This window comes from Candidatus Chloroploca asiatica, from assembly GCF_002532075.1.
Taxonomy (GTDB): domain Bacteria; phylum Chloroflexota; class Chloroflexia; order Chloroflexales; family Chloroflexaceae; genus Chloroploca; species Chloroploca asiatica.
Map to the genome: position 1 here is coordinate 1 of NZ_LYXE01000019.1, position 13,684 is coordinate 13,684.

14 protein-coding genes are annotated in these 13,684 nt (G+C 60.7%); 2 read left to right on the forward strand and 12 right to left on the reverse strand.

The window, feature by feature from the left end; translation table 11 throughout:
- Nucleotides 1-92: 92 nt before the first annotated feature.
- The 3 genes from A9Q02_RS01605 to A9Q02_RS01615 are packed head-to-tail and all read right to left on the reverse strand — an operon-like array spanning nt 93 to nt 1,530.
- Nucleotides 93-1,028: a tyrosine-type recombinase/integrase gene (locus tag A9Q02_RS01605; protein ID WP_097650626.1), complete on the reverse strand. Its 936-nt coding sequence runs from the start codon at nt 1,026-1,028 to the stop codon at nt 93-95.
- Nucleotides 1,025-1,255: a hypothetical protein gene (locus A9Q02_RS01610; RefSeq protein WP_097650627.1), complete on the reverse strand. Its 231-nt coding sequence runs from the start codon at nt 1,253-1,255 to the stop codon at nt 1,025-1,027. The genes A9Q02_RS01605 and A9Q02_RS01610 overlap by 4 nt, the downstream gene beginning before the upstream one ends.
- Before the next feature lie 2 nt (nt 1,256-1,257).
- Complete coding sequence (locus A9Q02_RS01615) at nt 1,258-1,530, reverse strand: hypothetical protein (protein WP_097650628.1); 273 nt, start codon at nt 1,528-1,530, stop codon at nt 1,258-1,260.
- Between the two features lie 264 nt (nt 1,531-1,794).
- Between A9Q02_RS01615 and A9Q02_RS01620 the strand changes: the two genes are divergently transcribed.
- The gene (locus A9Q02_RS01620; RefSeq protein ID WP_216361426.1) at nt 1,795-1,962 is read left to right on the forward strand and encodes a helix-turn-helix domain-containing protein; all 168 of its coding nucleotides are present in this window, start codon (nt 1,795-1,797) and stop codon (nt 1,960-1,962) included.
- Nucleotides 1,963-2,246: 284 nt separating this feature from the next.
- Here A9Q02_RS01620 and A9Q02_RS23535 read toward each other — a convergent pair whose 3' ends face one another.
- The 4 genes from A9Q02_RS23535 to A9Q02_RS01635 form a co-directional block, all read right to left on the reverse strand.
- Nucleotides 2,247-2,510 (reverse strand): hypothetical protein, encoded by a 264-nt coding sequence (locus A9Q02_RS23535; RefSeq protein WP_141508658.1) that lies wholly within the window; start codon nt 2,508-2,510, stop codon nt 2,247-2,249.
- A 10-nt stretch (nt 2,511-2,520) separates the two neighbouring features.
- Nucleotides 2,521-3,729: a rolling circle replication-associated protein gene (locus A9Q02_RS01625; protein WP_097650629.1), complete on the reverse strand. Its 1,209-nt coding sequence runs from the start codon at nt 3,727-3,729 to the stop codon at nt 2,521-2,523.
- A gap of 344 nt (nt 3,730-4,073) precedes the next feature.
- Complete coding sequence (locus tag A9Q02_RS01630; protein ID WP_097650630.1) at nt 4,074-4,259, reverse strand: hypothetical protein; 186 nt, start codon at nt 4,257-4,259, stop codon at nt 4,074-4,076.
- Between the two features lie 564 nt (nt 4,260-4,823).
- Nucleotides 4,824-6,329, reverse strand: a complete 1,506-nt coding sequence (locus A9Q02_RS01635; protein ID WP_097650631.1) for a helicase HerA domain-containing protein — start codon at nt 6,327-6,329, stop codon at nt 4,824-4,826.
- 754 nt (nt 6,330-7,083) lie between these two features.
- Here A9Q02_RS01635 and A9Q02_RS01650 point away from each other — a divergent pair.
- Nucleotides 7,084-7,884: a class I SAM-dependent methyltransferase gene (locus A9Q02_RS01650; RefSeq protein WP_097650634.1), complete on the forward strand. Its 801-nt coding sequence runs from the start codon at nt 7,084-7,086 to the stop codon at nt 7,882-7,884.
- A 26-nt stretch (nt 7,885-7,910) separates the two neighbouring features.
- On the opposite strand, the gene A9Q02_RS01655 is transcribed toward A9Q02_RS01650, so the two are convergent.
- From A9Q02_RS01655 to A9Q02_RS01675, 5 genes are all read right to left on the reverse strand, one after another.
- A complete protein-coding gene (locus tag A9Q02_RS01655; protein ID WP_097650635.1) occupies nt 7,911-8,639 on the reverse strand; it encodes a class I SAM-dependent DNA methyltransferase in 729 nt (242 codons plus the stop codon).
- Nucleotides 8,640-8,752: 113 nt separating this feature from the next.
- Entirely contained in the window at nt 8,753-9,877 is a 1,125-nt protein-coding gene (locus A9Q02_RS01660; RefSeq protein WP_097650636.1) for a tyrosine-type recombinase/integrase, read from the reverse strand.
- A gap of 93 nt (nt 9,878-9,970) precedes the next feature.
- On the reverse strand, nt 9,971-10,291 hold the full coding sequence (locus tag A9Q02_RS24545) for a helix-turn-helix domain-containing protein (RefSeq protein WP_216361427.1): 321 nt from the start codon (nt 10,289-10,291) through the stop codon (nt 9,971-9,973).
- A 53-nt stretch (nt 10,292-10,344) separates the two neighbouring features.
- Nucleotides 10,345-10,545: a hypothetical protein gene (locus A9Q02_RS23540; RefSeq protein ID WP_141508659.1), complete on the reverse strand. Its 201-nt coding sequence runs from the start codon at nt 10,543-10,545 to the stop codon at nt 10,345-10,347.
- Between the two features lie 494 nt (nt 10,546-11,039).
- Nucleotides 11,040-13,457: a DUF3854 domain-containing protein gene (locus tag A9Q02_RS01675; RefSeq protein WP_097650638.1), complete on the reverse strand. Its 2,418-nt coding sequence runs from the start codon at nt 13,455-13,457 to the stop codon at nt 11,040-11,042.
- Nucleotides 13,458-13,684: the final 227 nt, after the last annotated feature.

Here is a 13,684-nt window from a genome sequence, read left to right on the forward strand (position 1 = left end):
GGGATCTAATCAGAGGGTCGTGGGTTCGATCCCCACCCGGCTCACCACTTCAGCCCAGGTCTAGCGACTGCCCGACCTGGGCCTGACCCTCGTTATGCTTTTACCCGTTCGTGAATCGTCTGCAAGCGCTCTTTACTCTCCCGAAGGTAGCGCATGGTCGTAGCAAGGTCTCGATGCCTCATCAGTTGCCCGGCCTGAGTCACGTCCAGACCTGAAGCTATCGCCTTGTGCGCGAATCGGTGACGAAAGCTATGCACGGGTGCCCCTGGGGGGAGTGTGACCCCTGCAAGCTCGGCCAGCTTGTAGATAACCGTTCGTATATCGTCGGTTGTCATCGCCGCGCCTGTTACCCTCAGCCATACCGAGCCGTCGCCCTTGTGCGACCGCCCGCGCAGGTAGAAGCGTAGCGCCTTGTCGGCCTCGACATTCCAGAAAACCCACTCATCACGCCCGCCCTTGCCCCGTACAATCGCTGCCCGTTGGTCTAGCTGAAGCTTGCTATGGTTCATGCTGGCAAGCTCACTAATCCGCATGCCGCTTTGCGCCAACACAAGCACCAGCGCTCGATCCCTCGCCCGTTCTTCCAGGTGCTCACGCTTCAAGCACGCTTCAAGCAAGCGCTGAAGGGTGTCATCTTCAAGCACTGGCCTGATGTTGGTCTCGACCTTGGGGCGTGGTAGGTATTCATCGTCCTTGAACCATGCCGCCTGCTCGACGCTCACCCAGGTGCGACGGAGGGCGAAGTTAAAGAACGCCCGTAGAGTGCGCCATGCCCCGTTAATCGTCTCTGGGGATAGCCCTAGTTGCTTGCTGTGGGCGTTGCGTCGTTCATAGAGCAGGTAGTCAAAATAGCGGCCCATCGTTTCAAGCGTGATACCCTGCAAATCGCCGCTATAGCCCTCCTGCACAAGCCAGGATAGCCACAACCCGCGCAACTGGTAGTTGTACTGCTCGATAGTGCGTACCGACCGCTTACGGTCTTTGCGATGCTTGAGAAACAGGTCTATTGCTGGTTCAGGTTGCATCATAGCGGCACCTCAGTAAGTTCTTCCAGCAAGTTGACGAGCAGAACCCGCGCCATGCGTTCAGGCTCTAGGGGGTCTGGGTCAAACGGGAATAAATCAGGGTACAGCCTGTTATAGCGCTCTTGTCGTTCGTTGTGCCGTGCGGTCACTTGCTCCAACATTGCGACGTGTTTACCGTGCAGCTGTAGCGTTATGGTGATACGGGGTTCTTCCGCTGGTGTGGTATTCATCGCTACGCCTGTTCTTTCTGTAGCGCCACCTCGATACGTCTGCAACGCTCTTCAAGCTCAATGACGAGCACAACATGCGCCATTGACTCAAGGTCAATGTACACAGGCGGGGTACCAGAGTCAGGATTGTGATAGCGCTCTTGTAGTTCGTTGTGGCGAGCTGCTACTTTTGCCAACATCTCAACCTGTGGGCCAACAAGGTGGATTGTGACGGCAAGCCGATGGGGTGCTTCAAGTAGGGGACTCTGCGTGGTACAATCGGGATTGGTAGGCATTGGGTACAGTCCTTTGCTTGCAAGTGGCCTGTTAGGTTCGTACACCTAGCGGGCCGCGCTTATATGAGAGCATATTATCACGCGATGGTAGCACTTGTCAATGCATTGACTTGATTTCAGCGCTCGTTTTTGCTATCATCAAGGCAGTGTACTAAAATTGCAATGCGTGAGGTTCATATGTTGGCGCAAATCGTGATTACAAGTGACCTTCGGTACTTCCTAACTCAGTACAATGCAAAGCGTATCAGGCAAGGGGACAAGCCCTTGACTTTACGACAGGTTGCCCGCGAAACGGGTATAGCCCTCTCTACGCTTACCGGCCTGACAACAAATCGGGCGCAGGGCATCCAGTTTGAGACCCTGAGCACGCTCTGTTCATACTTCAACTGCTTACCCTCTGACATCTTGCGGTATACCCCTGATGAAGAGTGACCCGGCCCTGACTCACCCTCGACTGCTTGCCCCCGAGCTACGCTACCGGGGGCTTTTGGTTTTCCGCCAGGTAGCCGCATCTGGACATGTCGCAAAGTGTGACCGTGCATAGCGCTTTTCGCCTACCCTGCGCAGGGGTGCGACATCTAGCGGCATGGCCTTGCCCTTCTCTGTCGTAATCCAGATGATAGGCGCTCCGCAACTTCGACACTTCTGCATCTCTACGCCGTAGGGTAATTCAAACTCGCCTACTTGCGGTTCATCTAAAAAGCTTAGTTGCTCTGTCATCGTGGCCCCCTTGCCGCAAAGACGGGTACCAGCACGCCCCGTAACTCCTCGTCTAGTTCTTCCCGACAGTACACGCAGAGTCGCCGCCCCCAATTCTCAACCTGGGTGCTTTCGACCAATTCCCAACCGTTTTGACCCGGCTTTACCGCACGGTTGCCACAAATCGGCCCATCCTTGCCCCATAGGTGAGTTGTCGGCACCTGATTCGGGGTCTTGCCCACCGGGTAACGCACGGCGAGCACGCGGGATTGCTTGCTCATGTCAGTCCTTTCACTCGATATACTCTGAGATTCGCACCAGATACCATTCAGATTGAAGTATCTCACCAATATCTTTTATCAACCAACCGCCCCCAAAAACCCTCTCCCATCGCACATTTGCATTAATAATCCCCTCTTCGTAATACTCTAATATCTTCTTTTGCAGATATGGGGGGGCTGAAGAGAGCCGAAAACCAAATAACTCTTCTGCTGTTGCTTGTTTCTTACCAATCCAGACCGCAAACATACGCGCCCCAAGGGGCAAGCCCTCTTTTTGATGCTCTTTGCCCACATAGGTAAGAATATACTTTGGGCCTTTTTCGGCTGTTTCACGCCGGGTACAACCGTATTGCCATAATCCGGCCTTGTCTGGTTCAGGTACATCGGTACCGGGAGCAACGTACAGCAAGACATGGTAATGGGCCGCCCCTCTTTCCTGCATTTCAAGCACCCAGGCATAGGCCCATAGCTTATCTTTCAGCAGTTTGCGCACATCTTGCATAAATTGGCGTATCTGATTCGGCTCCCAAGCATCAATATCCTCGTAGGTAAGCGTAACCATGACCATACGCGGGCCGATGTTCTTTTTCTTGTAGAGCCGCCGCAAGCGCCGGTTCAACCTGGGGATAGCATCAGACCAAGCTTTTACCCGCCGTTGGCACCGTACCAGCCGGGAGATCTGGCTATCTACCTGATGCTCATCTTCCCCATTACTCAGCGTGATATTCCAGCGCCGCCCCTTCAAGCGCACTTTAGGGGTTGATTCCATTTCGTGCTCAATGCGTACCCGCTCTTCGTGGTACGCCCGGCTCACCTGATCAAAATGCCAGCTAAAGGCACAACCTTGCTGATACTTCTCATCTTGCTCTGATGCACCAGCAGATGCAGACCGCCCCCCAGGGGGGGCTATAACCGGCTCTTTTTGGGCCGCTTCCTCATCTCCCCCAATTGGGGGAGATTGAAGCATTCCGAACGGGTGCCCATTCAAACTTTGTTGGCAAGGGACAAGCCCCTCTTCTCGCTCCGCTCGCTCCGCTTGTCGCTCCGCTTGCTCCGCTTGAAGGGCTACCGCCGTCTCGATGTGCCGGGCCGCTTGAAGGGCTATCGATGGGCTGAGGTAAGATCCTGTTTGCAGATCCCCGGCTGTTGCTCGAAAGCCGCCCGTTGCCTTATCCCATGCAACAACCCATTGCAGTGATTGCTGAGTTTGTGGTATCATATTGTTAACAAAAGGGGGTTGCCCTTCCCCCAGTCATATGAGGCGCACCCCTAAAGGGTGCGCTTCGCCTTTTAGCATTGCATGTGAGGAACATGCACCCTCAACCTAGCATAACCCCTGACTCACTTCAATACTACTTTTGGGTAATAAAAAGTTCTCTGAAAAGTTCTTCAAAAAGTCCTACAAATAAGGGCTTATTCAATAGATTTTTATTTCATCTCAACAAACCGTTGCACCGTTCTTCGAGTGTGATATTATGTTGGTAGGGGACTTGGACCCCCGGCAGTCATGAGACCTTAGAAGCGCACCCTCACGGGTGCGCTTCTGTGTTGTCCCATCCCGGATCAGCGACGGCCCCACATCTTCTTGACAAAACCGATCACCATACCCGCCAGACCGATAGTAACGGGCGTCCAAATGGCAACATGAAGAATGGTCACATCCGCCACTTCATCAGGAATCAGATAGGTGATAACGAAAGTCAACAAAGCCCCCATAACATCAACGAAAACTTGAACAAGAGCAACCATAACAACATCTCCTATCGCATAACTGGCAATCCGTATTGCCCTGAAACAATCATATTGACTTAATATCTTCTTTACAATAAACCAAAAAGTAACAGTACTTTAATACTATTCATAATTAGCCCTCAAATGGTCAAGTTGTCCAGTTGTGCGCGGGTAGTTTTACTGTGACTGTGCTGCGAGTGTGACTCAGCGCTGAGTCACACTCGCAGCGCAGTCACAAGAAGAGCAAGCATGCAACTAATTGCCCCAACTTTTGCGCCTGATCGACCGTCCGCAGGCCGCAGGCCACAAGGATGCACGACTAATTGCCCCAACTTTTGGCCGTTTTTCGCAAGCCGCAAGCCGCAAGCCACAAGGATGCACGACTAATTGCCCCAACTTTTGGCCGTTTTTCGTGTGACGCATGACGCATGACGCAAGGATGCACGACTAATTGCCCCAACTTTTGCGCATTTTTACCATGCCGCATGCCGCATGCCACAAGCATGGCGCAACTAATACCCCCGGTTTTTGCGCCTGATCGTCGGGGCGCAGGGCGCAGGGCGCAAGAATCTTTGAAATATTTCAAGAATTCTTCAAGCATTGCGTTATAACTTCTGCTACGTGCTTTGATGCCTCTTGATACTTGCGCCCGCCCCTCGACCCGGCTAGGGTTGCGGCTACTTCCCCAGGTGTTTGACCCGCTTTTAAGGCTTCAAGGATGCGGGCCGCTTGTGTGGTGTCTTTTAGCGCTTCCTGATGCCCTGGAAGTGGGTACCCGCTACCCACTTCCGTACCCACTTCCAACCCACTTCCAACCCGGTCTATTTGGCCGCTTGTGGAAGTGGGTACGGAAGTGGCCCCGAGCAGGGTTTCTAGGGCCGCGTTGCTCACATACGGCACCCGTACCAGTTGCGCTGGTGCGGTTTTCACGCTCCGCAGGTAGGCAATACCTGTACTGCACTGACCGTCATCTATCGCCCGTTGGGGCATATCCAGCAGCGCCGCCGCGCTCCGCACATCCCCCCCAACGTAGTAGGCCGTGCGGTATGCTTCTCGTGCGCTACTGTCACCGCCTATCACCTTCACCAGCATGGATTGTGCCGCGCCAATGGTAAACAACCCACATTTGCGCCCCTCACGCAAGAGCCGCCCGAGGTGTTCAATTGACTCTGGTACGGTATCGGCAATGACGGGTAGCTCATCCATTGCCAGAAAGAGCGAAGGGCCGCACCGCTCACCCTTGCGCCGTCGCTCGATACGTCGCTCGAGTTCATCAGTAAGATAGGCAAAAAGCCCGCCTATCTGATCGGCTGTGACCGCTGGGGGAAGATGCAAGCCTGACTCGATCAGCCGCCAATCGTCGCCGCTTTCGACATCAAAGGGTGTGTAGTGGGGATCAGCCAGAACGACCCGCGCCCCGACCGATTGCAATTGAGGGAGTAACAAGCGCAGCAAGTTTGACTTGCCCCCACCCGTGGCCCCGACCAACGCCACATGACACAGCGCCCGCGCTGGTACCGTAAGCTGCTCACCCCCAGGGCCAAGGCCCAAAAGAATCGCATCAAGGGAAGGGCGATAATTGAGCGTTGCCAGGTCTACCAGACCCGGCAAGCTCAGGGTAGGGGTGATCGGCTCGACCCGGCTCTGCTCTGCTCGTTGCTCGACCTTGGGGCTATAGTGCAAGGTGTGGGGTAGCGCAGGGTTGCGGGCTGACTCTCTCGCCGTCAGATGGTACGCATCTAACGCACCTGGGCCGACCGCCCCGAGGTATTCAACTGGTACTGGTACTAACCCGCGTCTATCTGGTACCCGTTCGTACCAGACTCGCCGCAAGTGAGCGACGGCAAGCCCACCGACATAGCCCAGACCGCCCAGGGCAGCAAGAAACGGGACAACTGACCATAGCAGCGCCATGGTTAGCTTGACGGGCTGTACCGCCTCGTCAAGCGCTTCCTGTCGTTCGATACGTGCAAGGGCCGCTTCTTGGCGTGCCCAGTCTACCGCCGTTCGTTCGCGGGTTGCTGTCACCATACTGAGCAGTACCGCCCCGAACAAGATTATTGTTATTGCTCCGATGATATAGCGCATGGCTGTACCTCATCTCTACCCGGCTGCTCAGTCCGACACCAGCTCAAGCAATGGGGCCGCCCCTCGCCGTGCCGTTGCCACCCTCGACAGCGAAGCCTACCCCCTTGGGCTCCCCTGTCAACCCCTTCGGGGTACGCGCTACGCGCTTGACAGGGGAACCCAAGGGGGTCTTCTGCTGTTGCGAGGGATGGCAGACGGCGACGGCAAGGGGCTTAGGGGGAACCATTACAACCCCTTTTCCGCGACCGGGGCAACCCCAAGGGTAACTTCCATTTCGCCGGCTGTTACCTCTAGGTAGCCGCGAAGAAGCCACGATTTACCCGCAACTTGAAGGGGGTCTTGCAAGTGCAAGCCAGCGCCTAGAAGCCTAGCCAGTGATGCGCGGAGTAGCTCCGCTTGCCATTTATGATGACACCAGATGGAAATATCAAAAGTCTGCATGGTGGTACCTCTGTGCTAATTGGGGATCTAATCAGAGGGTCGAGGGTTCGATCCCCTCCCGGCTCACCAGTCTAGGAAGCCTAGTGTCAATTCGGCACTAGGCTTCTTTCTTGCCGTTGACAGCCAAGTTGACAGCCAAAGTCCGGCTGACAGCCATGGACGGCGGTGGATACCCAGGGAAAAGAGGCCAGGCAGTTCTGCTTCGTGAGCGAATTCGATGCCCGGCTGCATCGGTTGTGATGCAAGTACCATGACACCTAGGAAGCTCTGGTGACGTGATCGGCGGTGTGGGAGCATTTCCAGGAGGAGAGAGATGTCACGCGTAGCGTCGTTCTATGATGCGTATGGCGAGCGTGAGTGGCTGCGGCTGGAACGGCACCGCACAGAGTTTGCGGTCACGATGCGCGTCCTGAACGCGGCGCTCCCGCCAGCACCAGCGCGGGTGCTTGATCTCGGCGGTGGGCCGGGGCGGTACAGTGTCGCGCTGGCAGCCCAGGGGTACCAGGTGACGCTGGTGGATCTGTCGGCTACCCAGCTCGCTCAGGCCCGTGACTATGCCGAGCGTTCGGCAGTGATGCTGGAGGCGGTCATCCAGGCCGATGCGCTGGCCCTCCCAGCGACGATCTCTGGCCCCTATGATGCCGTCCTGCTGTTCGGGCCGCTGTATCACTTGCTGACCCAGGCAGAGCGGGCGCAGGCGGTGGCCGAGGCGTGTACCCGACTTCGCCCCGGCGGGCTCCTGGCGGCGACCTTTGTGTCGCGCTTTGCGCCCTTCCGTGACGCTGCCGCGAAAGATCCGCTCTGGATCATCCAGGACCCCGCGTACACCGAGCACGTGCTCCGGACCGGTGTTCACGACCGAGGCGAGCTGTTCCCGCAGGCTTACTTTGCCCACCCAACCGAGGTGGTGCCCCTGATGGAGGCGGCTGGACTCACGACGCAGGCACTCATCGGGGTCGAGGGGATTGTCGCCGGTCACGAGGAGCAAGTCAATGCCGTGACTGGTGCGGCCTGGGACGCTTGGGTGGATCTCAACGAGCGTCTTGGGCGCGATCCGGCTCTCATCGGGGCCGCCGATCATCTGCTCTATCTCGGGAACAAACCGGTCCCGTAAAGACGCCCCATCCCCCTTTGCGTGCGTTATCCCCGGCGGGCGCGGACGCAGATGAACGCGGGTCGACGCAGCAGGACGGCGTATTTCGCCGGGTCACGGGCGGCGAAGGCTTCCGTCGGTCGGGGTTCGAGCAACTGGTCGAGGACAAAGCCGGCTGCCAGGAGCGGCGTGAGCATGGCCTGAAGCGGGCGGCGGTAGTGGGGCACCGCGACCTTCACCCCCTCCTCGGGGAAAGTGAAGGTCACCGTGACCGGCTCCACGTCGAAGTAGCTGCCCTCGGGGTGCAGCCGGTAGAAGTCGTCGGCGGGGTGGACGACCGAGAAGGCCAGGATCCCGCCCGTCTGCAACACGCGCGCCAGTTCATGGAAGAGTGGCGCCCAGTCGGGTACGTAGTCGAGGGCCAGGCCGCTGATCACCAGGTCGAATGACGCGTCGGCGAGCATCGTGAGGGGCTGCGCCAGGTCGGCCTCCAGGATCGTCGCACGTCCGCCAAGCCGGGCCTGGGCGAGCGCCACCATCCGGGGGCTGACGTCGAGGCCAACGACCGTCGCGCCCTGGGCGACGAGCCATGTCGCATAGAGGCCTGGCCCACAGCCAGCGTCGAGCACGTGCAATCCGGCGACCGGCGGCAGCAGGCCGAGCAGCGCGGGGCGGTCGTAGTGGGCATTGTACGGGCCGTCCTCAGCGTGGCGGGCGAACGCGTCGGCGAGCTGGTCATAGGTAGCGCGAACGAGCGGCGGGTCATTGTCATGCATAGGGAAACCTCCTGGGGCGATCATACCACTGACCGCCGCCCATCGGCTCAGTCAAAAGTCTCACCCTGTGCTCAGGCGATTATGGCCGCAACCCGATGACGTTGTCAGCCCGCCTACGACGACGCAGCTGGGTCGTCCGGTTGCCGCCGCAGCAACGCATCGAGCTTCTGAACCGCATCCTGCTGGGTCTCAGGCAGGACGTGGCCGTAGGTGTTCATGGTCACGCTGATCTGACTATGGCCGAGGATCTCCATCACCACGCGCGGATGCACCCCCTGCGCAATGAGGAAGGTCGCGCAGGAGTGGCGCAGATCGTGAAAGCGGATCGTTGCGGGCAGGCCAAGCTTCGTCAAGACGCTCTTAAAATGGCGGAGCAAGTTGCGTCCGCTGATCGGCGTCCCGACCTCGGAGGGGAAGACCAGCCCATGCTCCTTCCACGAGGCACCCTGCTCCGCTCGCTCGTGGGCCTGTTGCTGCTCGTGCGCCCTGAGCGCGTCCACCAGGGTCGCGGGCAGGGGCAGCGTGCGCGTGCTGGAGGCCGTTTTACCGGCCGCGACGCGCAGCGTACGGGCTTTGAGGTCAAGGTCAACCCAGCGCAAGGCTAGCACTTCGCCGCGCCGCAGACCTAAACCCAGCGCAATCCGATAGAGCGCTTCCAACCGATGACCGGCGACCGCCTGCAGGAGGGCGGTGGCCTGGGCTTCCGTCAGCGGCTCGACGGTGTGCCGTTCGACCCGGGGAGCCTCGACCAGGGCGACCACATTGCGGGCCACATAGCCCCACTTCAGCGCCTGGTCAAGCGCATGGTGCAGGATGGCTCGCGCATATTGCACCGTGCGCGGCGAGAGTTGCTTCGCTTTGAGCGTGGTGAGGAGCGCCTGGATATGCTGCGGGGTGAGCTTGCTCAAGACGATGTGGCCGATCGCGGGTTCGACATGGCGCTTGATGATATCGCGATAGCTCTGATGGGTACTGGGCTTGTTCGTCGGTTTGACACTCTGCTCCAGCCATGCGGTCAGAAACTGGGTCACGGTCTGGTTCTCATGCACGGTCATCAGCCCGAGTTGTTGATCGCGCAGGGCCACCTTGAGCTTCTCGGCGACCTCTTTGCGGGTATCGCCGTAGAGGTACTTGCGCTTCCGCGTGCCGTTGATGATCCCCAAATCAACCAGGGCGCACCAGCGTCCATCGCTGCGTTGATGGATGCTTCCTTCGCCGTGCCCTCGCCGCTTGCTCATAACGCTCCCTTTCGCACCACATGTACACGGATGAGTGTATCATACCGAAGACGTTTTGTCAAACGTATGTGCTATTCTTTCGCATCAACGGCGCTATCCTCCGGTCTGCCGTGCGACCCATGCCCGCAGCGCGGCAACCGGAATGCGGCGGGCGGTGCCGCGCCGAACGGAGGGCAATTCGCCGGCGTCCATCATTTCGTAGATGGTCGAGCGGCTCAGGCTCAGGATGCGGGCGGCTTCTTCGACCCGGACGAGCAAGGGTTCGAGGGGGAGGGGTTCTGGCGGGTGAGTTGGTGCCATGGGCTGGTCATGCGGACGCGTCCAGGCGTCCGGTTGGGGTGCGGTGGGCCTCTGGTGCGGCTCGGGTTCTTGCTGCTGAATATGGACGGGGGCACGGCGGCGTGGGGTGGACATGGGTTCCTCCTTGGTTCGCGTGTGGGCTCAGCGGCCAGCATGCGTGTGATGGTTCACAGGATCTCGGGTATGCCTGGGACGTCTACGGACGGATTGGCGATGGGGCGCATAGGCGGCGGATGGTCTTTGATGCCTTCCTGCTGCGCATCCGGCTTGACTGATGATCGTTCGCGGTGGCGTGGGTTGGGCATGGCGTGCTCCTGATCGGCTTGGTGACGGACGGGACATCGTTCGCGGTGGCGTGGGTTGGGCATGGCGTGCTCCTGATCGGCTTGGTGAAAGCTCACAGGTCTCAACAGGGTCTCAGCAAGGTCTCAGCGGCTTTTGGCGCATTCCAATGGGATCGATTGATCATGTTGAGACCTGAGACCTTGATCTGCTGCTGACTCATGCATGCGCGCGCGCACGCGCGCATGCATGAGGCGCGGCCATGCAAAGGTCTCAGGTCTCAACATACACGAGCGAGCGCGTCCCAGTGGGCGAAAACGCGTTGAGACCTTGTTGAGACCCGGTTGAGACCTTGCCAAGGTCTCAACCGGTAGCTTCCTCGGTGGGCACATATGCGCCTTCTCCTTCCTACCGTTGTGCCGTCCGTCGGCGTGCGAGGGCCAGGTTGATGGGCGTGCGGGGCCCTGGGTGGGACGAACCGCCGCCTCGCGCTCGCACGATGCGGCCGCGTCGCCTGGGCGCCCAGACGTGCGTGGTGCCCGCTGGAGGCGCCATGCCGGTCTCGTGGGTCTTGTGGGCCTCATGGCGCCTCCTCGTGCGCGTCCTCGAGCACGCTGCACGCAATCCCGATCGCCGCTGCCGTGGTGCGGTGGGGTGCGCCCAGGGTTTTCGAGGGCCGACCATCCAACGACCGGATGAGCCCGTGCCGCAGCCAGGTGCCCCCGTAGATTTGCACGGCGCTTTTGCCGATGCGGCTCTCGAAGGGCGGCGTGCCGGTGGGGACACGCCAGTACGCGTCATCGGTTCTGCGGTAGGCGACCGTCTCACCCCGCAGGCGACGCAGGATCCAGCCGGGGGCACTGTTCGGGTCCTCGTCACATTGGGCCAGCAAGGTACGTACCCGCTCGAAGGCTTCCAGCGCCGGGTCGGTCTGCGCCTGGCCGACCGTCAGGAGTTCAACCCACCGGGGCAGCAGCACGTCCAGGGGAGGCAGCGTCAGATCGGCGACCGCCGCACTCACCTGGAGGGCAACCGCGGCCAGGGCCAGGCTCTCGCGCCAGGCCGCCAGTGGTTGCAGCGCTGGGTCGTCACGCACGCGCCGGTAGTCGGTGAGGATGGTTGCCCAGGCGGCCCAGCAGCGCTCGGCGACCGCCCGCCCAAACAACCCTGCGCCGGCGTCCCAGGCCTGCTCCAGCATGTGCGCGCGCGCCCCGCCGAGCCGGTGTTCGTCGCTGCCGGGCCGACCGAGCGTGCCCCCTCCGAGCGGCGGGTTGCGGCTCCCGTCGAGCCAGAGCACGCGTTTGCCCGCCCCGGCGTGGCGAAACTCGGGCAGGGCTTCACCGGCCAGGATGAGCGCCCCCCGCAATGGTTCGCCTCCGGCGGCGGTACCCTCGGCGGTGCCTTTGCTGTAGGACTGCCCATTGGCGAACTCGTAGACCAGCGCCTCCAGCCGCTGCGGGTCACTGGTGGTGTGGGCCTCGTCGATCAGCAGCGGCAACCCGTTCAGGTCGGTGAGGCTCTGGCGAAAGCCGGCAGCGGTGGTGCGGTGGGCCTCGACCAGGAAGGGCTTGCCCGTCGGGTCGCCCCAGCACCCCACGGCGAAGTGGGCCAGGGTGGTCTTGCCGCTGCCGCTCTCGCCAGCCAGATAGCAGGCCGGGTTGCGGCGGGGCCGGAGGCGGGCGATCAGGGGACTCGCCAGGGTGAGGCCAAGGATGATCCAGGCGACCCAGGCGTCCGGCCAGATGGTGATCGCTTGCAGCGCCTGGGGATACGCCGCGGCATCACGACCGACCTGGATGGGCAACCGCCCGGCGTACTGCACCGGCTCGGCATAGCCGACACCGCCGGTGGGCAGCACGAGGCCCGCGCCAACCACGCCCAGGCGGGTCGAGGTGGTGATCCGCGGGAGCGCTTCCAGGTTCGCCTGGGTAAACTCGATCAGGTAGCTGGCGACATCCCGCGCATTGCTTTCATGCACGGGGACATCGGGATGCGCCCCCAACCAGGCCACCAGGCCCTGCCGGGTACTCAGTTCAGCTTTGGGGGCGGTGAGGCTGCCCTGTCGGCCACCGGTGCCCTGCCACCGCACGGTCAACATCGCCGCGCCACCAGCCAGGTCAACGCCGAGCGCACTGGCGATCAGCATGCCGGAGTAGATGACGCTTGGCTCCCCGTGCTTGGTGACGGTGGCGAGGCTGCCGTTGACCACCGCCCAGCCGTGGGGCAGAAAGAGGTCGCGTCCCGTCTCTGGATGGACGGTCAGGCGCACGCGGGCCTGGGCCAGGCCGGCTTGCAGCGTGGTCAGGTGGCTTTCCAGTTCCTGGGTGGTGTGCCCACGGCCAAGGAAATCGTCCACGCCGAGCTTCTCGTCACCCAGGTGCGGCAGGACGAGCATCTGCACCTCGCTCACCCCACGGGCGATGAGCAGCGCCGCGAGGCGGCGCAGCGCGGCCGCAACCGGGGCTTTGCGCACGACATCACTGTCGAAGGCAAGGACGACTCGACGCCCATTCCAGGCGATCTCGTCCACATCGGGCACGACCAGCTTCCCGCCCGCACGGTTCGTGCCACGGAAGCCCCAGACGCCGTTGAGGTTGACCGGGACGATGGCATCGCCGTAGGCGGTGGTCAGGGCATCGGCTTTCTTTGCCCCCTCGGTGAACCAGAGCGGAACCGCCGGATCGGCCAGCGCGGTGCGGTAGCGCGGCAGCACATCGAAGCAGGGCGGCAGGCCCTTCGGCCATTCGTACTTGATCGGTTTGCCCCGGACGCTGCGCGGACGATCGGGACGCAGCACCCAGGTGTATGGCTCCGGGTGGCCGAGCCGAAAGACCGGAAACGCCAGGCCGACGTGGGCAAACGACGAGCTGATCGGCGTGCGGCCCAGGGCCGTCCATTGATCCAACCCCTGGATGCTCCGATAGCCCCGTTCCGCCTGAACAGCGTCACTGATGCCACTGGCGGCAAGGTGCTGGTGATGGGTTGACGTGCAGTCCATGGTTCCTCCCCACGACACGGCGGATACGAACAAATGTGTGTGTATGATACCCCGATGGCGTGGGGAGAGGAAGGGGGAAACCGTGGGGAGGGAAGGGGGAGTTTGGGCGGGGCACGGCGCATGCCCGCTCAGCCTGCGTGACGGCGGAGGTGATCAACGATAATTAGAATTGCCGGTGGTGATCTTTAGAATTGCCGATCCCATCTGCCTCCGCGATGACCTACCAT

What these genes read in the sequence shown, in the direction of transcription:
- A9Q02_RS01605 (WP_097650626.1), bottom strand. Translation starts at nt 1,028, where the DNA reads ATGATGCAACCTGAACCAGCAATAGACCTGTTTCTCAAGCATCGCAAA.
- A9Q02_RS01610 (WP_097650627.1), bottom strand. Translation starts at nt 1,255, where the DNA reads ATGAATACCACACCAGCGGAAGAACCCCGTATCACCATAACGCTACAG.
- A9Q02_RS01615 (WP_097650628.1), bottom strand. Translation starts at nt 1,530, where the DNA reads ATGCCTACCAATCCCGATTGTACCACGCAGAGTCCCCTACTTGAAGCA.
- A9Q02_RS23535 (WP_141508658.1), bottom strand. Translation starts at nt 2,510, where the DNA reads ATGAGCAAGCAATCCCGCGTGCTCGCCGTGCGTTACCCGGTGGGCAAG.
- A9Q02_RS01625 (WP_097650629.1), bottom strand. Translation starts at nt 3,729, where the DNA reads ATGATACCACAAACTCAGCAATCACTGCAATGGGTTGTTGCATGGGAT.
- A9Q02_RS01630 (WP_097650630.1), bottom strand. Translation starts at nt 4,259, where the DNA reads ATGGTTGCTCTTGTTCAAGTTTTCGTTGATGTTATGGGGGCTTTGTTG.
- A9Q02_RS01635 (WP_097650631.1), bottom strand. Translation starts at nt 6,329, where the DNA reads ATGCGCTATATCATCGGAGCAATAACAATAATCTTGTTCGGGGCGGTA.
- A9Q02_RS01650 (WP_097650634.1), top strand. Translation starts at nt 7,084, where the DNA reads ATGTCACGCGTAGCGTCGTTCTATGATGCGTATGGCGAGCGTGAGTGG.
- A9Q02_RS01655 (WP_097650635.1), bottom strand. Translation starts at nt 8,639, where the DNA reads ATGCATGACAATGACCCGCCGCTCGTTCGCGCTACCTATGACCAGCTC.
- A9Q02_RS01660 (WP_097650636.1), bottom strand. Translation starts at nt 9,877, where the DNA reads ATGAGCAAGCGGCGAGGGCACGGCGAAGGAAGCATCCATCAACGCAGC.
- A9Q02_RS24545 (WP_216361427.1), bottom strand. Translation starts at nt 10,291, where the DNA reads ATGTCCACCCCACGCCGCCGTGCCCCCGTCCATATTCAGCAGCAAGAA.
- A9Q02_RS23540 (WP_141508659.1), bottom strand. Translation starts at nt 10,545, where the DNA reads ATGCCCAACCCACGCCACCGCGAACGATGTCCCGTCCGTCACCAAGCC.
- A9Q02_RS01675 (WP_097650638.1), bottom strand. Translation starts at nt 13,457, where the DNA reads ATGGACTGCACGTCAACCCATCACCAGCACCTTGCCGCCAGTGGCATC.